The following is a 19,880-nucleotide window of genomic DNA, read 5'->3' as shown; positions in this document are numbered from 1 at the left end:
GATATCGCCCGCGATATCAAATCCGGACGTCGCACATTCCCGCGGAGACCTAGCCGACGCCGCGGCTGAGCCAGGTCACCTCGCCGACCTCGCCGCCGTCGCGGTAGGCCTCCAGGGCGTCGTCCCACGCCGTTCCCAGCACGGTGTCCAGCTCGGCGGCCAGGGTGTCGGCGCCCTGCGACATCAGCGCCCGCAGCCGCATCTCCCCGACCATCACGTCGCCGTTGGCGCTCATCGCCCCGCTCCACAGGCCGAGCTGCGGGGTGTGGCTGAACCGCTGGCCGTCGACTCCGGGGCTGGGGTCCTCGGTGACCTCGAACCGCAGCACCGACCACGACCGCAGGGCGTTGGCCAGCCGGGCGCCGGTGCCCACCGGCCCGACCCAGTTGGTGACCGCCCGCAGCTGTCCGGGCATGGCCGGCTGCGGGGTCCACGTGAGGTTCGCCTTCGCCCCAAGGGTCGACGACAACGCCCACTCGACATGCGGGCACACCGCCGCGGGCGAGGCGTGCACGTACACCACGCCAGTCGTCACGTCGGCGAATTGATTCGACGCACGCATTTCCTGCTCCTTCGGTTCCGCGAGGGACGTCTTCCCCAACGACCTGGCGGGACCTGGCAAGCAGGATGTCTAACTATTTTGTGTGTCGTGCGTGTCTATTGTGCCTTGTGATACCCGTGTTGCGCTAGTGTGCATTTTTTCTCAGCCGTATTCCGCGACCACGGCGTCCGAGAACGCCGGCCACGGCTGCAGCGCCCACTCCCCGAAATCGCGGTTGGTCAGGGCCACCAGCGCCAGCTCCCGTTCGGGATCTGCCCAGATGAACCCACCCGCCTGGCCGAAATGGCCGTAGGTGCGCGGCGAGTTGTGCGCGCCGGTCCAGTGCGGCGATTTGGCGTCCCGAATCTCGAAGCCCAGCCCCCAGTCGTTGGGCCGCTGGACGCCGTAGCCGGGCAGCACGCCGTCCAAGCCGGGAAACTGCACCGTCGTCGCCTCGGCGTGCAGCTCGGCGGAGACAGTCACCGGCCGCAGCAGGTCGCCGGCGAATTTCGCCAGGTCAGCCACCGTGGACACCGCCCCGAACCCCGCCGCCGCCGCGCCGCCGCCCAGCCGGGTGGAAGCCATCCCGAGCGGCTGGAACACCGCCTCGGTCAGGTAGCGGCCGAATTCGATGCCCGATTCGCGCTCCACGGTCTCGGCCAGCACGGTGAAGCCGTGGTTGGAGTAGATGCGCCGCGCGCCGGGGGCGGCGAGCACGTGGTCGTTCTGCAACGCCAGCCCCGACGCGTGCGCCAGCAGATGGCGCACGGTGGCCCCGGGCGGGCCGGCCGCGGTGCTCAGGTCGACCACGCCCTCTTCGACGGCGACCTGCACCGCGCGGGCCACCAGCGGCTTGGTCACCGAAGCCAGCACGAACACCCGCTCGGTGTCGCCGTGACCGGCCAGCACGCCGTCGGGTCCGATCACCGCCGCGGCGGCGGCCTCGACTGGCCAATCCCGCAGAGCGTCGAGGGCCGCCATCACTTTCGGGCGATGTAGTAGTTGTTGATCGGGTCGGACTCGATCTCGGCGACCCGCACGTCGCCGAATCCGGCGTCGGCCAGCATCGCGGTGGCCAGCTGCGTCCCCCACGCCGTGCCCAGCCCGGCGCCGTCCAGCGCCAACGACACCGTCATGCAGTGCATCAGCGACGTCGTGTACAGGTAGGTGCTCATCGGAACGCCGACGTTGTCCTCGAGGCGGCTCGACGCCTTGATGTCGGCCATCAGCAGCACGCCGCCGGGCCGCAGGGCGCGGTAGATGTTCTCCAGCACCTGCGCGGGCTGGGCCTGGTCGTGGATGGCGTCGAACACGGTGATGACGTCGTAGGCCTCGACCTTGTCCAACTCGGCCAGGTTGTGACTCTCGAAGGTCGCGTTCGCCAGCCCGAGGTCGGCCGCCTCGCGGGCGCCGACGGCGATCGCCTCGTCGGAGAAGTCGATGCCGGTGAAGCGGCTGGCGGGGAACGCACGCGCCATCACGTTGATCGCGTGGCCGCTGCCGCAGCCGAAGTCCGCGACGTCGGCCCCGTCCCGCAGGCGTTCGACGAGGCCGTCCACCAACGGCAGCACCACGTCGACCAGGGCGGTGTCGTACACCACCCCGCTCTGCTCGGCCATCAGCGCGTGGAAGCGGGGGAACTCGCTGTAGTGCAGTCCGCCGCCGTCGCGGAAGCAGCCGATGATCTTCTGTTCGACCTCGGCGAGCAGCGGGACGAACAGGGTCACCAGGGCGAGGTTGTCCGGGCCGGCGGCCCGGGTCAGCACGCCGGCACGGTGCGCGGGCAGCGAGTAGGTCGCGGTCTCGGCGTCATAGTCGACGACGTGCGCGGTCGTCATGCCGGCCAGCCACTCGCGCACGTAGCGCTCGTTGAGGCCGGCCGCCTCGGCGATCTCGGCGCTGGTGGCCGGCGCGAGCCCGGACATCGTGTCGAGCAGACCGGTCTGGTGCCCGATGCTCAGCAGCAGGGTCAGGCTGGCGCCGTCGATGGCCGCGGCGATTCGTTCGGTGAATTCGTCGCTGGTTTCCGAGGCGGTCTCGGGTGCTGCGTTCATCTGCGCCGCTCCTCTTCGTTTCGTTCCCCGCAAGCGGGTGGGGGTCCCACTGCATCGTCCCCGGCGCGCATGGTCAGCGACGGTACACCGTAGTTTGGTGGCCATGAGTCAGACAGTGCGCGGCGTGATTTCACGAAAGAAGGGCGAGCCCGTCGAGCTGGTCGACATCGTCGTCCCCGACCCGGGGCCCGGTGAGGCCCTGGTGGACGTCATCGCCTGCGGGGTGTGCCATACCGACCTGACCTACCGCGAGGGCGGCATCAACGACGAGTACCCGTTCCTGCTCGGCCACGAGGCCGCCGGCCGGGTCGAGGCCGTCGGGCCGGGCGTGACGGCGGTGGAGCCGGGCGACTTCGTGATCCTGAACTGGCGGGCCGTCTGCGGCCAGTGCCGGGCCTGCAAACGCGGCCGCCCTCACCTGTGTTTCGACACGTTCAACGCCTCGCAGAAGATGACGCTGACCGACGGCACGGAACTGACGCCCGCGCTGGGCATCGGGGCGTTCGCCGACAAGACGCTGGTGCACGCCGGGCAGTGCACCAAGGTCGATCCCGCCGCCGACCCGGCCGTCGCGGGCCTGCTCGGCTGCGGGGTGATGGCCGGCATCGGCGCGGCGATCAACACCGGCGGCGTCACCCGCGACGACACGGTCGCGGTGATCGGCTGCGGCGGGGTCGGGGACGCCGCGATCGCCGGGGCCGCGCTGGTCGGGGCCCGGCGGATCATCGCGGTCGACACCGACGACACCAAGCTGGAATGGGCCCGTAAATTCGGCGCCACCCACACCGTCAACGCCCGCCAGGCCGATGTCGTCGAGGCCATTCAGGACCTCACCGACGGGTTCGGGGTGAACGTGGCGATCGATGCGGTCGGCCGGCCCGAGACCTGGAAGCAGGCCTTTTACGCCCGCGACCTCGCGGGCACCGTTGTGCTGGTGGGGGTTCCGACGCCCGACATGAAGCTGGAGATGCCGCTGATCGACTTCTTCAGCCACGGCGGGTCGCTGAAGTCGTCGTGGTACGGCGATTGCCTACCGGAACGCGACTTCCCGACGCTGATCGATCTGTATTTGCAGGGCCGGCTCCCGCTGGAGCAGTTCGTCTCCGAGCGCATCGGCCTCGGCGACGTCGAGGAGGCCTTCCACAAGATGCACGGGGGCAAGGTGTTGCGTTCGGTGGTGGTGCTCTAATGGTCGAGATCCAGAAGGTGGTCACCCACGGCACGTTCGAACTGGACGGCGGCAGTTGGGAAGTCGACAACAACATCTGGCTGATCGGTGACAACTCCAACGTCGTGGTGTTCGACGCCGCTCACACGGCCGAGCCGATCATCGAGGCCGTGGACGGCCGGCACGTGGTCGCGGTGGTGTGCACGCACGGCCACAACGACCACGTGACGGTCGCGCCGGAACTGGGCGAGGCGCTCGACGCGCCGGTGCTGCTGCACCCGGCCGACGAGGTCCTGTGGCGAATGACGCACCCCGACAAGGAGTTCCGCTCCGTGTCCGATGGCGAGACGGTCAAGATCGGAGGGACCGAGCTGCGCGCGTTGCACACCCCGGGCCACTCGCCCGGATCGGTGTGCTGGTATTCGCACGACCTGGGCGTGGTGTTCAGCGGCGACACCCTGTTCTCCGGCGGCCCGGGTGCGACCGGCCGCTCCTATTCGGATTTCCCGACGATCCTGCAGTCGATCTCCGAGCGGTTGGGCAAATTGCCCGGCGAGACGCTGGTGCACACCGGCCACGGCGATGACACCACGATCGGCGACGAGATCGTGCACTACGAGGAGTGGGTGGCCCGGGGCCACTGAGCGTTCGCGCGCCCTGGCGGCCACATCCGTCACACGCGCAACGGTTTCCTACCACCATGCCGCCGCCGGATTTGATAACGCCGGCGATATCAAATCCGAAAGTCGCCTAATGGTCGCGGACAGGCGGGCTATTGCCCCTCGAGGATCCGCCGCTTCTCGGCCTCGAACTCCTCCTGGGTCAGCGCCCCCGAGTCACGCAGCGCCGCAATGGTTTTGAGCCGCTCCAGGCGCACCCCCTCGTCGGTCGGCTCGACGGGCGCGGCGGTCACGACCGGCGCCCCGTAGTAGGGATTCGCCGCCACAACGGCCCGGCGGCGGGTGCGGCTCAGCCACCGGCCCGACAACACCGATCCGGCCAGGCCCACCACGAACGTGGCGACGAACAGCCACACCGCAAAGCCGTAGGAACTCTTGTGGCCGAAGGCCAGTCGCGGGTCGATGTACCCGTTGACCTGTCCGTCGGTCGTGATGTTGTAGGTGCCGCTCGACGCGACGCGGGCGACCCACACCCGCACGTGTGCGTCGTTGTTGACCGTCGTCGTCGTCCCGATGCTCTCGGTCACGACGGGCTGCGCCACGCCGTCGGGCGGCGCGATCGTGACGCCCAGCGGCGGCACCGGCAGCCCGCGGTCGGGGCCGCTGATGACGACCGTATGCAGGCTGATGGTGACATCACCGGCGGGCAGGTAGAGGCTGCCCGACCCGGGGACGGGCACCTCGCCGTAGGCGTTGTATTTGTCCAGAAAGAAGGCGTTGAGCACCAGGGCGGCGATGAAGCCGCCCACCGATACGACCATCACGACGATGGCAGCGGCCAGCGAAATCTTCGCGAGCCGTCGGCTGCTCATCCAGGCAGTGTGTCACCGCGACGGCAGACGGCGCACACTGGGAGCCGGGTGAAACCGGTAAGGAGTGATACGCATGGCCAACGATCTCGTCGCCACGGTCCCCGACCTGTCCGGCAAGCTGGCTATCGTCACGGGTGCCAACAGCGGCCTGGGGTTCGGTCTGGCCCGCCGGCTCGCGGCCGCCGGCGCCGACGTCGTGATGGCGATCCGCAACCGCGCCAAGGGCGAGAAGGCGATCGAGCAAATCCGCAAGACGGTGCCGGACGCGAAGCTGACCATCGCCGCGCTGGACCTGTCGTCGCTGGCCTCCGTCGCCGCGCTGGGTGAACAACTCAACGCCGAGGGCCGCCCGATCGACATCCTGATCAACAACGCCGGCGTCATGACGCCGCCGGAACGCGACACCACCGCCGACGGCTTCGAATTGCAGTTCGGCAGCAACCATCTCGGGCACTTCGCGCTGACCGGGCACGTGCTGCCGCTGCTGCGCACCGCCGGCAAGGCGCGCGTCGTCTCGCTGAGCAGCCTGGCGGCCCGCCAAAGCGGCAAGATCCACTTCGACGACCCGAATTTCGAGAAGTCCTACGCGGCGATGTCGGCATACGGCCAGTCGAAGCTCGCGGTGCTGATGTTCGCCCTCGAGCTGGACCGGCGCAGCCGCGCGGGCGGTTGGGGCATCGTGTCCAACGCCGCGCACCCTGGCCTGACCAAGACCAACCTGCAGATCGCCGGGCCCTCGCACGGCCGGGAGAAGCCCGCGCTGATGGAGCGGCTGTACAAGGCGTCCTGGCGCTTCACGCCGTTTCTGTGGCAGGAGATCGACGAGGGAATCCTGCCTGCGCTGTACGCGGCGGCAGCCCCGCACGCCGAGGGCGGCGCGTTCTACGGGCCCCGCGGGTTTCAGGAGCTGGCCGGCGGCGGCGTCCGGCCGGCCAAGGTCCCGGCGCCGGCCCGCAACGAGGCTGACTGCCAACGACTTTGGGAGCTTTCCGAGCGGCTCACCGGCGTCAGCTACCCGAAGCCGGACTGACGACTATCGTTGGGACATGCGGCCTGAGCCAAGGATGCCCGAATCGAGCATTGTGGTTCGGCCCGAGCCCGTTTACACCCAGTCGTCGCGGCTGCAGGCCGCCGGGCTGGCGCCGGCCATCGCGATGTTCGAGCGCGCCGCCGAGCAGGTGGCGCTGCCCAAGCCGCCGCAGCCCATCGTCATCGCCGACTACGGCGCCGCCAACGGCCACAATTCGCTGAAGCCCCTCGCGGCCGCCATCGCGGTGCTGCGCCGCCGTACCCGTCACGACCACGCAATCCTGGTGGCGCACACCGACATACCGGACAACGACTTCTCGGCGCTCTTCCACACCCTGGTAGACGACCCGGAGAGCTACCTGCAGCTCGACAACGCGACGTTCGCGTCGTCGATCGGCCGTTCGTTCTACGACCAGATCGTGCCGTCCAAGACGGTCAACCTCGGCTGGTCGTCGTGGGCGACGCAGTGGCTGAGCGCGATGCCCGGGGAGGTGCACGATCACGTGCACGTCGCCTACAGCAGCGACGCCGCGGCGCGCTCGGCGTACGCCGAGCGCGCGGCGCTGGACTGGCACAACTTCGTCGCGTTCCGGGGCCGCGAGCTGGCCCCCGAGGGTCGGCTGGTGGTGATGACGATCGCGCTCGACGAAGACGGCACGACGGGGTTCCCGACGCTGATCGACGCGATGCTCGAGGGGCTGCGGGAGCGCGTGCGCGACGGCCTGGTGCGCGAGGACGAGGCGCGGCGGATGACCATTCCCACCTTCGCCCGCGGCGAGAAGGACTTCCGCGCCCCGTTCGCGCCCAGTGGGCGCTTCGAGGGCCTGACGATCGACCAGCTGGAGATGTTCAACGCCGAGGACCGATTCTGGGCCCGCTTTCAAGCCGACCGCGACGCCGAGGCCTTCGGCGCGCAGTGGGCTGCCTTCGCCCGCGCGGCGCTGTTTCCCGCCCTGGTGCGCGGGCTGGACGGCGGGGTCGACGACGCGCGGGCCCGCGAGTTCGTCGATCAGCTCGAGCGCGCGGTCGCGGTTCGGCTGGCAAGCGCACCCGAGCCGATGCGAATCCCCCTGGCCTTGGTCGAGCTGGTCAAACGCGAACGATCCGGCGCGTGAGAGTTTCGACACATCCCGGCAACGGGTAACCCCCGACAATCGCGACCTGCGATTGCGAGGGGGTTATTGCATGAGCGTGCAGGACGACAAGTCGGCTGACCAGGACGCCGATCTCAAGTCGGCTGACGAGGACACCGATCAGAAGCTGACGGAAAAGCCCGAGCCTGACGAGGACGATAAAGCGAAGGCCGCCGAGATGATGGAGGCCTATAAGGAGAAGCCGACCATCGTGCTCCCCGGCACCGGCGGGAGCGTTTCCGGCACCGCCGTCAACGACTGGCTGGACGAGGACGGCAATCCCAAGCACGAGGTTCCCGAGGGTACCGACTCGAAGGCCGAAAATTCCGACGACGAGCGCGACGAGCAGGCGTTGAAGGAACAGATCGAGAAGGACAAGGAGCTCAACGAGAAGCTCAAAGAGGCCGCGGCCGCCGAGAACAAGGGCGAAAAGGGTTGACCCGTCGGCCCGTTCCGCGCTACGGGCCGAATTGAGGGATGCCGCTGATGCCCAAGTCGCCCGCGATCCCCTGCACGATCTGATTGACGCGGTCCAGCCCCGGGATGGGTTCGTTGAGACCCGGCACCGGCGGGATGGGCGGCACCTCGGGGATCCGCGGGGCCACCGGACGGGCGGGCCCGGCCGCGAGTGGGGGCGCCTGCTGCGGTTTGGCTGACGGGACGCTGCTGGACGGCGTCTCGGTGTTGGCCGGCGGGTTGGTGTCCGTGCTCGACGGCGGCGGAGCCTCTTGCGTCGGGGGCGGCGGCTGCGCCGTCGCGGTATTGGGCGGCGGAGCGGGCGCCCGACTGCTGGTCACGCCCGGAGCCGGCGTGTTCGCCGAGTCGTTCGAGGAGGTCAGGCCGATCGTGACCGCGGTCCCCACGAGCGCAACCGCGGCCGCCCCGCCGACGATCGCGGCCAGCACCGGCAGCCGAAACAGGCGGTTCTTGCGCTTGGCGATCGGCCGCTCGCGCGGCTCGTCGATGTCAATGGCGGGCGCGGCCCCCGTCGGCCTCTCAGACCCCACCGGAGCCGCCTGCGCCGTCGCCGTGACGGGCGCGGCCGGGGCGGCCCCCGTCGCCGCCGCCGCGAACGCCTCCCCGGGCCCGTGCGCCGCCCGCAGCGCGGCCCCGGTGGCGGCCGTCAGTTCCGGGCGCGCCGTGGTGATGACCGGGACGCGGAAGTACTGCGACAGCGTGGTGGTGATCGACGGGATGTGCGCCCCGCCGCCGGCGGAGGCCACCGCGACCAGATCTTCAATCCCGTTGCGCGCCAACGCGTTTTCCAACACGGCCACGAACCTGTCCAGCGGGGTGCGGATCGCGTCGTCGAGCTCCTCGCGGGTGACCCGGATTTCGCCGGTCAGCCCGTCGGCCACCGTGGTGACCGTGTTGAACGACAGCTCTTCCTTGGCGTTTCGGCACGCGGTCCGCAGCCGGCTCAGCGAGCCGATCGCCACGGTGCCGGCCGGGTCGAAGGACGCGGTGCTCGGCATGTTGGCGACGACGGCGCTCAGCAGCGACTGGTCGATCAGGTCGCCGGAGAAGTCGTGCAGCCGCAGGGTCGGGGCCAGCGCCTGGTAGTCGCCGTCGGCGCGCAGGAAGGTGACGCTGGTGCCGGTGCCGCCGAAGTCGCACACCGCCACCGTGCCGCGGCCCGGGATGCCGGCGTTGTTGCGCACGGCGACGAGCGTGGCGGCGGCGTCGGGAATCAGCAGCAGGGGCCGGGCACGGTTGGACCATTCGGCCACCGAGCTCAGCGCCGTGCCCACCGCGTCCACCGCCGCGGACGGCCAGTGGGCGGGGTAGGTCACGGCGACGCTCTCGGGCAGGGGCCGCCCGCCGGTGACGGCGTAGGCGAGCGCGCGCATGGCGTCGGCGATCAGTTGCTCGCCGCGGTGCACCGAGCCGTCGGGCGCCACGATGCCGCGGGGGTCGGAGACCCGGTTGACGAACCCGGTCAGCACCAGGCCGGGCTGGTTGAGCCGCGGGTTCTCGGCGGGGATGCCGACCTCGGGGGCGCGCTCGGGGTACAGCGTCAGGACGGGCTTGCGGGTGATGGCCTGGCCGGGGGCGACGGCCGCCAGGTTGGTGGCCCCGATCGACAGTCCCAGCGCGGTCTCAGCTCCATCGGCCATGTATCCCAACCCCAAACCTCAGCGACTCGCAAACCGGCTCGCCGTTATTGTGCCGCGGAAACCTGTACCGCGTCTCAGCGCAACCTAGGTGCCGGCTGTGCGGCGCGTCAGCGAATGTTGCCGGTTCCCGCGATCAGCGGGAGGTCCAGCGGCGTGACCCAGCCCGGCCGCAGGTCGTTGACGGCCGGCACCGCGTTGAGGGCGCGCATCCCGGTCGCCAGGCACCCGGCCGTGGCCGCGTCGCGGCCCGAGCCGTCGGTGAACCGGAACGCGGTCTCCTGGAAGATGCTGGGCGTGCCCTCGATGTCCACCCGGTAGACGTCGTTGTCGTGGCCGGACGGCCAGTCCGGGGCGGCGTCCAGGCCGATGCGGTTGACGTGCTCGAGCTGAATCCTGGTGTCGCCCTTGTAGATTCCGTTAATGGTGAACCGGACGGCGGCGACGTGCCCGGCCTTGATGACGCCCTTGACGGTGTGCCGCTCGGTGGGCGTCACCCACTTGTCCCAGGTGGTGGTGATCTCATCGAGCATGATGCCCGCGGCATGGGCGATCATCGGGACCGTGGCGCCCCACGCGAAGATCAACATGTTGGAGTCTTCGAGCATCGGGCTGTATTCGGGTTCGCGGCCGATGCCCATCTCGACCTCGTAGTCACCCTCGTAGTTGGTGTAGTCGAGCAGCTCGGACGCGCGCACCCGGCGCACCTCCGAGCACAGGCCCATCAGCGTCATGGGGAACAGGTCGTTGGCGAACCCCGGGTCGATGCCGGTGGTGAAGCAGGACGACTCCCCCAGCTCGCAGGCTTCGGTGATGGGCGCGATCCACTGCGGCGGGTTGAGGTGCATCGTCGGCCACACCCAGGGGGTCATCGCGGTCGAGCACACGTCGATGCCGGCCCGCAGGAAGCGGGTGATCAGCGCGATGTTGTCCTTGGCGTGCATCGCGGTCGGGCCGTAGTGCACCAGCGCGTCGGGCTGCAGCGCGATCAGCGCGTCGACGTCGTCGGTGGCCTTGATGCCCACCGGCTCGGGCAGCCCGCAGATGTCGCCGACGTCGCGGCCGACCTTGTCGGGATTGCTAACGCCGACACCCACCAACTCGAACAGCGGATGCTTGACGATCTCGGCGATCACCATCTTGCCGACGAAGCCGGTGCCCCAGACCACCACACGTTTTGAACCGTGTTCCGACATACTCACCTTCCCGTACCAGCCCCCGTGGGACTCACACTAGACCGGGCCGGCCGTCGCCTTGGCCGGAAACCTTCCCTAGCACCGCGTGTGGTGACACGATGCAAATCATGACCAAGCATGTGCGCGGGCTCTCGATCCTGTTCGCCGTCGCCGTCGCGGCGGCCCCGGGCGTGGCGCACGCCCTCCCCCAGATGCCCCAGGCCCGTTACGAGGTGACCGGTACCGGCGTCGCGCAGTACATCTCGTACCAGACCGACAACGGACAGCTGCACCAGGTGAATGCGCCGCTGCCGTGGTCGACTGAATTCACCGCCTTCGGGGGCCAGGTGTTCGTGGTCAGCGCGCAGGGGGTCGGCCCCATCCGCTGCCGGATCCTGCTCGACGGCAACGTCGTCGCCGACGCGCAGTCGGCCGGCGGCCGGACCGTATGCACCCATTAACGGAGGTCCTGTGAGTCTGAAGACGGGTATCGCGACGCGAACCAACGGGGCGCCTCCGCCGGAGGTCCCGCTCTCCGACATCCATCTGGATTCGCTCGACTTCTGGGGTCTGGACGACGACTTCCGCGACGGCGCGTTCGCCACGTTACGTCGCGAGGCCCCGCTGTCGTTCTGGCCCGCGATCGAGATGGAGGGATTCGTGGCGGGCGAGGGTTATTGGTCGCTCAGCCGCCACGACGACGTGCACTTCGCCAGCCGTCACCCGGAGATCTTCAGCAGCACCCCCAACATCACGGTCAACGACAACGCGCCGGAGATCGCCGAGTACTTCGGGTCGATGATCGTGCTCGACGATCCTCGGCACCAAAGGCTGCGCTCGATCGTCAGCCGCGCGTTCACCCCGAAGGTGGTGGCGCGCATCGAGGCGTCAGTGCGCGAGCGCGCCCGCCGGCTGGTCGCGTCGCTGATCGCCAATCACCCCGACGGCGAGGCCGATCTGGTCACCGAGCTCGCGGGGCCGCTGCCGCTGCAGATCATCTGCGACATGATGGGCATCCCCGAGGACGACCATCAGCGAATCTTCCACTGGACCAACGTGATTCTCGGGTTCGGTGACCCCGACCTGACGACCGACTTCGACGAGTTCCTGAAGATCTCGATGGACATCGGCGCGTACGCGACCGCGCTCGCCGAGGACCGCCGCGTCAATCACCACGACGACCTGACCACCAGCCTGGTCGAGGCCGAGGTCGACGGTGAACGGCTGTCGTCGGCGGAGATCGCGTCGTTCTTCATCCTGCTGGTGGTAGCCGGCAACGAGACGACGCGCAACGCGATCAGTCACGGCGTGCTGGCGCTGTCCCGCTACCCCGACGAACGGGACAAGTGGTGGGCCAACTTCGACCGGCTGGCGCCGACCGCCGTCGAGGAGATCGTGCGGTGGGCGTCGCCGGTGGTCTACATGCGGCGGACTCTGACCCGTGATTTCAAGCTCAGCGGCACCAAGCTGGCCGAGGGAGACAAGGCCGTGCTGTGGTACAACTCGGCCAACCGCGACGAGTCGAAGTTCGCCAATCCCTGGCAGTTCGACGTGGCGCGCTCCCCCAACCCGCATTTCGGATTCGGCGGCGGCGGGGCGCATTTCTGCCTGGGCGCCAACCTCGCCCGCCGCGAGATCCGGGTCGTCTTCGACGAATTGCGCCGCGAGATACCCGACATCGTCGCGACCGACGAGCCCGCGCGGCTGCTGTCGCAGTTCATCCACGGCATCAAGGCCCTGCCGGTCGCCTGGACGCCGCCCCGGTAGCAGCGCTCCCCGGTCTCCGCGAGCAGACGCAAACTCGCACTGAGCGCCGCAAAATTGTGCGAGTTTGTGTCTGCTCGACCAGGTTTATCGTTACCTGCATGACGATTCCCGAGTTTCCTAACCCGGAGGTGCTGGCCGCCCGCGAGAAGCTCGTGCTCGACCATTTCCACGACGAGGTCCGCCAGGACTGGGACGACGTGTTGGCGACGTTCCCGCATCCGCGCTACGAGCTGATCCCGCAGATGATCGTGCACGACGGCGACAGGGCGGTGCGCGACTACTACACCTACACGCGCACCGCCTTTCCCGACCAGGACCACGAGATCATCGCGCTGCGCCACAGCGCCGACGCGGTGATCGTCGAGTTCTGGTTGATGGGCACCCATCGCGGTTACCTGGGCAAGGTCCCGCCCACCGGCAGCCGGTTCCGGGTCCGCATGACCGCTTACTTCGTCTTCGACGGCACCGAAACCCTTGTCTGCGAACGCATTTACTTCGACACGCTGACCATGATCAAACAGCTGCTCGGCGGGCTGGACATGAAGAAGCCGGCGAACTGGCTGCTGGCCGCGCGCTGCGCGCGCGGCTTCCTGTCGATGTCGTCGGAAAAGCCCGACCCGGCGCTCACGGGTGCCTAGACTCTCTGCATGCGTGGCCTTTACGCGTTGGGCGGCCTGACCGTCGCGGCGATGCTGGCCGCCTGCCCCGGCGCCGCGGCCGCCCCCACCACCTCGCACACCGTGAAGTGGATCGACCTGCAGGTCGGCGACTGCGTGGCCGACCTCCCGCCGATCGACCTGAGCCGGGTGACCGTCATCGCCGTCGACTGCGCCACACCACATTTGGCCGAGGTGTACCTGCGCGGCCCCTTGGCCGTCGACAAAGCCGTCGCCATCGTCGCCAACAGGGACTGCAACGACGGATTCGCCCCGTACACCGGGCGATCCGTCGACGGCAGCCCGTTCTCGATCACGTTTCTCATCGACTCCAACCAGGACCGGACCGGCGCGGACCCCACGCCCAGCACCGTCATCTGCCTGCTGCAGTCCGCCACCGGGCAACCCCTGACCGGGTCGGCGCGCCGCTGATCAGCGGCCGAGTTGTGCCGCCAGGTCCAAGAAGTCGGACGCGTTGACGTCGAACTCGTCGGAATAGGCCACGTCGGCCTGGCCGTCGGCCCCGAACTCCATCGGGCGCGCGACGAAGGCGGTCCGGAATCCGAGTGCGGCCGCGGCGCGGATGTCGTATTTGTGGCTGGCCACCATCATGATCTCGGCGGTTTCGAGGCCGAGGTAGGTCGCGGCCATCCGATAGATGGCCGGGTCGGGCTTGAACACCCCGGCCATCTCCGCGGCGAAGACCGCATCCCACGGCAAGCCCGCCCGCTTGGAGATCTCGACGACGGCCGACACGTCGGCGTTGGACAGGGTGGCCAGCGTGTACCCGGCTTTCAGGCGCGTCAGCCCGGGCACCACGTCCGGCCAGGGTTTGAGCCGCCGCCAGGCCTGCGTCAGCTCGTCCCTTTCGGCCTCGGTGAACGCGATGCCGCGCTCGTCCAGGACGGCGTCGAGCGAGCGCCGATACACCGAGTGCACCGGCACCCACCCGCTCTGACGGGACCGCGCCGCCTCCAGCGTCGTGAAGTAGCCTGCGCGCCAACGCCTTACCACCTCGGGCCAGTCCGCTTGCGGGTGCCGCCCGGCGCTGATCCCCCGCGCCTCGTCGCAGACGGTCGAATGAAAGTCCGTCGCCGTGCCTTGCACGTCAAACAGCAGAGCCTTGACCACAGCCTTCATCATGCAACGATGTGCGTCGTGGCCGACACCGACTGCGCCGACGATCAAGAGCCCGACTACCGGTTCACCTTCGCCAACGAGCGGACCTTCCTGGCCTGGCAGCGCACCGCGCTGGGGTTGCTCGCCGCGGCGGTCGCGCTCGTGCAGTTGGTCCCCGAGCTTGCCGTCCCGGGCGCCCGCCGCGTGCTGGCGGTGGGGCTCGCGGTGCTCGCGATCCTCACCAGCGGGATGGGCCTGCTGCGCTGGCGGCAGGCGGATGACGCCATGCGCCACGGGCGGCCGCTGCCCCGGCATCCCTCGCCGACCTACCTCGCGATCGGGCTCACGCTGGTCGCGATCATCGCGCTCGGATTGGTGATCGCCAAGGCGGTGATGCATTGACCGACGCGCCGGGCGGCCCGGTGGAGCGGACGATCCTGGCCTGGACGCGGACCTCGTTCGCGTTTCTGGGCAACGGCGCCCTGCTGATGATCAGGAACCTGCACGGCCCGGTCGGGCCCGCCGCCTTCATCCCGGCCGGCCTCGCCGGCGCGGTGGCGTTGGCGACGTTCGTGATCGCCGTTCAGCGCCAGCGGGTTCTGCAGCGGCGGCCCATTCCGCCGCGCGTCACGCCGCGGCGGCAGGTCTACATCGTCGGGGTCGCCGTCTTGCTGCTCGTCGGCGTGACGACGGTCGCCCAGCTGATCTAGCGGGGTGTTTCGTCGACAACGGGGTCGACGTCATCCGCGCGATATTCGGCTACGAATCACCAGCGTGGACAGTTCCGGGCACTCCGCCGCCCTGCTGCGGCATCGGGTTGCCGCAGCAGGGCGACAAACTCGATCCTTCGGCGGCGCGCCGGGCGCTAGGCTACCGATCGATGACCGGACCGCCCACGCCCAGCAAGGACCTGGACGCGCTGCTGCACCAGGTCGCGCGCGGCGACCGCGACGCGTTCGCCGCGGTCTACGACCTCACTAAAAGTCGGGTGTACGGCATGGTCATGCGGGTGCTGCGCGATTCCGGCTACAGCGAGGAGACCACCCAGGAGGTCTACTGCGAGGTGTGGCGGACGGCGCCGGACTACGACTCCAGCAGGGGGTCGGCGCTGTCCTGGCTGCTGACCATCGCGCACCGGCGGGCCGTCGACCGGGTGCGGTCCGAGGAGGCTTCCGGCAGGCGGGATTCCCGCTACGCCGCCGCCAGCGCCGACCCCGCCAGTGATGTGGTCGCCGAATCGGCGATCGCCGGCGACGAGCGCCGCCGCGTCGCCGAATGCCTGGGCGCGTTGACCGACACGCAGCGGGAGTGTATCCAGTTGGCGTACTACGACGGACTCACCTACAGCCAAGTGTCGGACCGGTTGGCGGCGAATCTGTCGACGGTCAAGTCGCGCATGCGCGACGCGCTGCGTGCCTTGCGTAACTGCCTGGAAGTGCCATGACGGAACCGAACGAATTCGAATTGCTCGAGCTGGCAACGCCGTACGCGTTGGACGCCGTGTCCGACGAGGAGCGGGCCGACATCGAGCGGCGGCTGGCGGCCGCGCCGAGGTCGGTGGCGGCGGCCTTCGACGACGAAGTCCGTGCCGTCCGCGAGACGCTGGCGGTCATCTCGGCGACGACGGCCGTCGAACCACCGGCGCATTTGCGGGCCGCGACGCTGGCGGCGATACCCGCACGAGACGAACGCAGATACGGTTGGCGCGCAGCCCTTTTGGGGGCCGGGGCGGCAGCGGTGGTGGTCGGCGCCGCCGCATTCGGCATCGGGATAATGCTGCGTCCCCATCCACCGTCCACGATCGCCGAGCAGGTGTTCGCGGCCCCGGACGTGCGCACCGTCTCGGGCCCGCTCGGCAATGGCACTGCGACCGTTGTCTTTTCCCACGACCGCAACGCCGGCGTGCTGGTGATGAACAACGTCCCGCCGCCGAAACCCGGGACCGTCTACCAGATGTGGCTGCTGAGCGACAAGGGGCCGACGTCGGCCGGGACGATGAGCACCGCCGCGGTGGCGCCGTCGACCACCGCGACGCTCACCAACCTGGGGTCGTCCACCAGCCTGGCGTTCACCGTCGAACCGGGCACCGGGTCCCCACGTCCGACGGGGACGTTCCTGGCCGCGCTGCCCCTCGGCTGAGCGGCGCACGACTCCCGGAAAATCGCGGCCCGTCCGCGGCGTCGGCACAACCACTTTCGACCACCCGCCCACTCTTCCGGACGGACGATCCGTCGCCATTGCCATCGGCGGCCCGCCGACGTCACATCAGATCGTCTCCGGCGATCGCCTGCAATCAGAACCCTCGAGGTCACCCCGACCAAGGGCTGCAGGTGTATTCGTTCACCTACGGCTAGAAACTTCTGCCCCGGCACCCATCCGAAGGTGTTCGGGCTCCGAATCGCTGTCAAATGTCGGACCAACCAAAGGAGTCAAAGGCGATGAAGGCACACAGGACGTCGGTGGCGGCGAAGGGGTTCGCGGTAGCGGCGATGCTGGGTCTGGGTGTGGTGACCGCTCCCAATGCGGCGGCGGCCGATTTGGTGGGCCCCGGGTGCTCTGATTACGCGGCCGCCAACCCGAGCGGCCCGGCGTCGGTGGAGGGAATGTCGCAGGTTCCGGTGGCGGTGGCGGCGTCCAACAACCCCGCGTTGACCACCCTGACCTCCGCGCTGTCGGGCAAGCTGAACCCGAATGTCAACCTGGTCGAGACGCTGAACAACGGTCAGTACACGGTCTTCGCTCCGACCGACGCCGCATTCGGCAAGCTGCCGGCGCAGACGATCGACCAACTGAAGACGGATTCCAGGTTGCTGACCAGCATCCTGACCTATCACGTGGTGCCCGGCCAGCTGAGTCCGGCCAAGGTCGCCGGCTCGCATAAGACCGTTCAGGGCGCGAACGTCACGGTGACCGGCCAGGGCAACGGCCTGCGGGTCAACAACGCGGGCCTGGTCTGCGGCGGCGTACCGACCGCCAACGCGACGGTGTACATGATCGACACGGTGCTGCTGCCGCCGGCGTAACGGCGCACTCGGTCCCGCTCGCCACACCGGCCTCCCCGGGAAGTTAAGCGGACTTGCAGCCGGCCGCTTGCGCCCGGCCAGAGGCTGGTGTGGCGATGCGCTAGCGGCCCACGGCGAGACGATCGGTCAGCGGTCGCTGACCTGTACGGCGGCCGAGAGCTCTACGTGCGAGTAGGCGACCGAATGCGCGGGCGCGTCCATGTTGCCCAACACGAACGCAAGGGGCGCCGCCAAGCAGGCGCACCAACGGCACAGTGTTTCCATTGGGCCACACCGCCTTTCATCGGTTGCGGACGGATCGCGCCTTGTTCGGTTACCCCGCCGACTGCGGGGGCAAACTGAGATTCGCCGAAAAGCTGGCGCCCCGCCCGCCTCACCCGTCACGGGAAAGCAGACGGACGCCGAACTGCCCGCCTCACAGCGACAACCGCGCCTACCCCGGCGTTGTCGCTACGAGGCGGGCAAACACCCTCCCGCTTCCGCCGTCGGGGCGGCCGGGGCTGGTGTGGCGGGCGTGGCGTTAGGCGATGACGTAGTCGCTGAGCGGGAATGTCGCGGCTTCCCGCACCGAGTTCAACGTCGAGGTCGGTCGCAGCAGCGAGGCCTCGCCGCTGGGGCTGAAGTAGTACGAACGCGACGTGGCGCAGTTCCCGGCGTAGAACACCGTGTTGTCCAGCCGCTTGGTCATCCGCTCCATGAATCGGTCGTTGGCCTCTTCGGTCACCTCGAAGGTCGTCGCACCGCGGCGCTTGACCTCGCCGAGCAGCCGGTCCATGTGCCGCATCTGGTATTCGATGGTGTGGAAGAAGGACAGCCCGGAGAAGGCGAACGGGCTGGCCAGGCTCAGGTAGTTCGGGAAGTAGGGCATCGAGACGCCCTGGTAGGCCTGGAAGCGGGTCTCTCGCCACCACTTGCCCAGGTTGCGGCCCTTGCGGCCGACCACCTCGATGGCCGGGAAGTTGGCCTCCCACAGGTCGAAACCGGTCGCCAGGACCAGGGTGTCGATGACGGTCTTGCGCCCGTCGACGGTGACGATGCCGTCCGACTCGATCCGCGCGATCGAGTCGGTCTCCAGGTGCACGTTCGGCTTGGTGAACGCGCGGTAGAAGCCGTTGGAAAAGGTTGGCCGCTTGCAGCCGAGGTCGTAGTCCGGCGTCAGCCTGGCGCGCAGTTTCTTGTCCCGGATCCACCGGAATCGGTTGATCTTGGCCAGGTCGGATGCAGAGATGTTCCCCCGACCGCGGGACTCCCGGAAGTGCAGCGCCCCGACGACCATGATGATTTCGAGGAGGATGTCGGTCACCCACCGCAGCGTCCGCTGCGCCACCGGCACCCGGGCGAACAGGCCGCGCACCGCGGGGGGAAACTCAAAGTCGAACTTGGGCAGCACATGCGTCGCGGTGCGCTGGTACACGGTCAATTCCCCAGCCTGTTCGGCCAACTCCGGGATCACCTGCACTGCGGACGCGCCGGTCCCGATGACCGCGATCCGGCGCCCCTCGTATCGAAAGTCGTGGTCCCACGCGGTCGTGTGGACCACCTTGCCCTCGAAGCTCGCGATCCCCGCGATGTCCGGCATGCGCGGCTGCGACAGGAAGCCCGTCGCGGTGATCAGGAAGCGGCTGGACAACGTTTCGCCACCCGCCAGCGTCACCCGCCAGACCTCGGCGTCCTCATCCCACTGGGCGCCTTCCACGGTCGTGTTGAACCGCATGTGACGGCGTACGTCGTACTTGTCGGCGACGTCCGCGGCGTACTGCTTGACCTCGGCGCCCGGCGCGAACAGCCGCGACCACGTCGGGTTCGGCTCGAACCAGTAGGAGTAGGTGGTCGACGGGATGTCGACGGCGATCCCCGGGTAGTGGTTGACGTGCCAGGTGCCGCCCAGGTCATCCTCGCGGTCGAGGATGACGAAGTTGTCATACCCGAGACGCTTGAGCTGGATCGCAGCACCGATGCCGCCAAAGCCGGCGCCGACGATGACGGCGTCCAAACGGTCCGTGTTCACAACCTCGCTCCGTGCTTCCCCGCCCCGCGCTTACTGAGAAAGAATTGTCATTACCCTTACGTAACTCTAATAAAGGAAGCCAGACGACGCACCCGTGTTTGCCAGCATGTGACCTTGCTGACATCGCAACCGGACCTCCCGGGGCGGTCGCGCCGAACGACCGCCCCGCCCCCAAAGCCTCTGTCCCCGAGCCAAATCTGCGGTGTTACCGGTAGCCGAACCGGCCGGCCGTCCCTTGCAGCCGGCCCAGTAACGCGACGTCATCGCGCCGCGCGCGCACAATGGATTCGTTTGGTGCGTCGACACGCGCCGCTCATCCGGCGCGACGCGCCGTACCTCGGTATACAGGAAACGGCGAGATATTTTTTACGATAGGGACAGTTTTGGGAGGCGTTCGTATGGGCATCAGCGGCGGCATGATCGCACGTCACTTCATCCGTTCCCTTGCTCCGGCAGTGGTTGCGGCGTCGGGTCTCGGCGCGTCGGCCCTCGCCGGGTCCGTGATCCCCACCGCGTCCGCGCAGTGTCCGGACGTGCAGGTGGTGTTCGCCCGCGGCACCGGTGAAGCCCCCGGAGTCGGGCCCACCGGCCAGGCCTTCGT

Annotated in this window: 22 protein-coding genes and 1 pseudogene; 15 read left to right on the top strand and 8 right to left on the bottom strand. The window is 68.9% G+C overall.

What is annotated here, in order from left to right; genetic code table 11:
- Positions 1 to 49: 49 nt before the first annotated feature.
- The 3 genes from A5701_RS05555 to A5701_RS05545 form a co-directional block, all read right to left on the bottom strand.
- On the bottom strand, positions 50 to 562 hold the full coding sequence (locus A5701_RS05555) for a DUF3145 domain-containing protein (protein WP_067749648.1): 513 nt from the start codon (positions 560 to 562) through the stop codon (positions 50 to 52).
- A gap of 141 nt (positions 563 to 703) precedes the next feature.
- Complete coding sequence (locus A5701_RS05550; protein ID WP_067749646.1) at positions 704 to 1,522, bottom strand: serine hydrolase; 819 nt, start codon at positions 1,520 to 1,522, stop codon at positions 704 to 706.
- Positions 1,522 to 2,595 (bottom strand): class I SAM-dependent methyltransferase, encoded by a 1,074-nt coding sequence (locus A5701_RS05545; RefSeq protein WP_067749644.1) that lies wholly within the window; start codon positions 2,593 to 2,595, stop codon positions 1,522 to 1,524. The genes A5701_RS05550 and A5701_RS05545 overlap by 1 nt, the downstream gene beginning before the upstream one ends.
- A 103-nt stretch (positions 2,596 to 2,698) precedes the next feature.
- Here A5701_RS05545 and A5701_RS05540 point away from each other — a divergent pair, with 103 nt between their 5' ends.
- Together A5701_RS05540 and A5701_RS05535 are read left to right on the top strand one after the other, a co-directional pair.
- Positions 2,699 to 3,784, top strand: coding sequence for an S-(hydroxymethyl)mycothiol dehydrogenase (locus tag A5701_RS05540; RefSeq protein WP_067749642.1), 1,086 nt, complete (start codon positions 2,699 to 2,701; stop codon positions 3,782 to 3,784).
- Positions 3,784 to 4,407, top strand: coding sequence for an MBL fold metallo-hydrolase (locus tag A5701_RS05535; RefSeq protein ID WP_067749640.1), 624 nt, complete (start codon positions 3,784 to 3,786; stop codon positions 4,405 to 4,407). The genes A5701_RS05540 and A5701_RS05535 overlap by 1 nt, the downstream gene beginning before the upstream one ends.
- Before the next feature lie 128 nt (positions 4,408 to 4,535).
- Here the strand turns inward: A5701_RS05535 and A5701_RS05530 are convergent, their stop codons facing one another.
- On the bottom strand, positions 4,536 to 5,255 hold the full coding sequence (locus A5701_RS05530; protein ID WP_067749638.1) for an SHOCT domain-containing protein: 720 nt from the start codon (positions 5,253 to 5,255) through the stop codon (positions 4,536 to 4,538).
- Between the two features lie 73 nt (positions 5,256 to 5,328).
- Between A5701_RS05530 and A5701_RS05525 the strand changes: the two genes are divergently transcribed.
- The 3 genes from A5701_RS05525 (at position 5,329) to A5701_RS05515 (ending at position 7,856) form a co-directional block, all read left to right on the top strand.
- A complete protein-coding gene (locus A5701_RS05525) occupies positions 5,329 to 6,285 on the top strand; it encodes an SDR family oxidoreductase (RefSeq protein WP_067749636.1) in 957 nt (318 codons plus the stop codon).
- A 16-nt stretch (positions 6,286 to 6,301) separates the two neighbouring features.
- Entirely contained in the window at positions 6,302 to 7,399 is a 1,098-nt protein-coding gene (locus A5701_RS05520; RefSeq protein WP_067749635.1) for an SAM-dependent methyltransferase, read from the top strand.
- 70 nt (positions 7,400 to 7,469) lie between these two features.
- Positions 7,470 to 7,856, top strand: coding sequence for a hypothetical protein (locus A5701_RS05515; protein ID WP_067749633.1), 387 nt, complete (start codon positions 7,470 to 7,472; stop codon positions 7,854 to 7,856).
- 19 nt (positions 7,857 to 7,875) lie between these two features.
- On the opposite strand, the gene A5701_RS05510 is transcribed toward A5701_RS05515, so the two are convergent.
- Both A5701_RS05510 and A5701_RS05505 read right to left on the bottom strand, forming a co-directional pair.
- A complete protein-coding gene (locus A5701_RS05510; protein WP_067749631.1) occupies positions 7,876 to 9,534 on the bottom strand; it encodes an Hsp70 family protein in 1,659 nt (552 codons plus the stop codon).
- A gap of 107 nt (positions 9,535 to 9,641) precedes the next feature.
- The gene (locus A5701_RS05505; protein WP_067749629.1) at positions 9,642 to 10,727 is read right to left on the bottom strand and encodes a dihydrodipicolinate reductase; all 1,086 of its coding nucleotides are present in this window, start codon (positions 10,725 to 10,727) and stop codon (positions 9,642 to 9,644) included.
- Between the two features lie 107 nt (positions 10,728 to 10,834).
- Between A5701_RS05505 and A5701_RS05500 the strand changes: the two genes are divergently transcribed.
- From A5701_RS05500 to A5701_RS05485, 4 genes are all read left to right on the top strand, one after another.
- Positions 10,835 to 11,167 carry an MmpS family transport accessory protein gene (locus tag A5701_RS05500; RefSeq protein ID WP_197499162.1) on the top strand — a complete coding sequence of 111 codons (333 nt, stop codon included), beginning with the start codon at positions 10,835 to 10,837 and terminating at the stop codon, positions 11,165 to 11,167.
- A gap of 10 nt (positions 11,168 to 11,177) precedes the next feature.
- Positions 11,178 to 12,473, top strand: a complete 1,296-nt coding sequence (locus A5701_RS05495; RefSeq protein ID WP_067749624.1) for a cytochrome P450 — start codon at positions 11,178 to 11,180, stop codon at positions 12,471 to 12,473.
- A gap of 98 nt (positions 12,474 to 12,571) precedes the next feature.
- Positions 12,572 to 13,111, top strand: a complete 540-nt coding sequence (locus A5701_RS05490; RefSeq protein WP_067749622.1) for an ester cyclase — start codon at positions 12,572 to 12,574, stop codon at positions 13,109 to 13,111.
- Between the two features lie 51 nt (positions 13,112 to 13,162).
- Positions 13,163 to 13,561, top strand: a complete 399-nt coding sequence (locus A5701_RS05485) for a hypothetical protein (RefSeq protein ID WP_231972771.1) — start codon at positions 13,163 to 13,165, stop codon at positions 13,559 to 13,561.
- Here the strand turns inward: A5701_RS05485 and A5701_RS05480 are convergent, their stop codons facing one another.
- A complete protein-coding gene (locus tag A5701_RS05480; RefSeq protein ID WP_067749700.1) occupies positions 13,562 to 14,269 on the bottom strand; it encodes a haloacid dehalogenase type II in 708 nt (235 codons plus the stop codon).
- A gap of 9 nt (positions 14,270 to 14,278) precedes the next feature.
- Here A5701_RS05480 and A5701_RS05475 point away from each other — a divergent pair, with 9 nt between their 5' ends.
- From A5701_RS05475 to A5701_RS05455, 5 genes are all read left to right on the top strand, one after another.
- Positions 14,279 to 14,650, top strand: coding sequence for a YidH family protein (locus A5701_RS05475; protein WP_369807389.1), 372 nt, complete (start codon positions 14,279 to 14,281; stop codon positions 14,648 to 14,650).
- Positions 14,647 to 14,958 carry a DUF202 domain-containing protein gene (locus tag A5701_RS05470; RefSeq protein ID WP_067749620.1) on the top strand — a complete coding sequence of 104 codons (312 nt, stop codon included), beginning with the start codon at positions 14,647 to 14,649 and terminating at the stop codon, positions 14,956 to 14,958. Before A5701_RS05475 ends, A5701_RS05470 begins: the two co-directional genes overlap by 4 nt.
- Positions 14,959 to 15,128: 170 nt before the next feature.
- Complete coding sequence (locus A5701_RS05465) at positions 15,129 to 15,692, top strand: sigma-70 family RNA polymerase sigma factor (RefSeq protein WP_067749618.1); 564 nt, start codon at positions 15,129 to 15,131, stop codon at positions 15,690 to 15,692.
- Positions 15,689 to 16,387, top strand: coding sequence for an anti-sigma factor domain-containing protein (locus A5701_RS05460; RefSeq protein ID WP_067749616.1), 699 nt, complete (start codon positions 15,689 to 15,691; stop codon positions 16,385 to 16,387). Before A5701_RS05465 ends, A5701_RS05460 begins: the two co-directional genes overlap by 4 nt.
- A gap of 350 nt (positions 16,388 to 16,737) precedes the next feature.
- Complete coding sequence (locus A5701_RS05455; protein ID WP_231968702.1) at positions 16,738 to 17,271, top strand: fasciclin domain-containing protein; 534 nt, start codon at positions 16,738 to 16,740, stop codon at positions 17,269 to 17,271.
- A gap of 520 nt (positions 17,272 to 17,791) precedes the next feature.
- Here A5701_RS05455 and A5701_RS05450 read toward each other — a convergent pair.
- Positions 17,792 to 19,279, bottom strand: a complete 1,488-nt coding sequence (locus A5701_RS05450) for an NAD(P)/FAD-dependent oxidoreductase (protein ID WP_067749614.1) — start codon at positions 19,277 to 19,279, stop codon at positions 17,792 to 17,794.
- Between the two features lie 398 nt (positions 19,280 to 19,677).
- On the opposite strand from A5701_RS05450, the pseudogene A5701_RS05445 reads away from it, so the two are divergent.
- Positions 19,678 to 19,880: pseudogene (locus A5701_RS05445) on the top strand (cutinase family protein); the annotation flags it as partial.

Source organism: Mycobacterium sp. E3305 (assembly GCF_001666785.1).
Lineage (GTDB): Bacteria > Actinomycetota > Actinomycetes > Mycobacteriales > Mycobacteriaceae > Mycobacterium.
The sequence above is the reverse complement of the archived record's forward strand: the minus strand, read 5'-3'. Positions and strand labels throughout refer to the sequence as shown.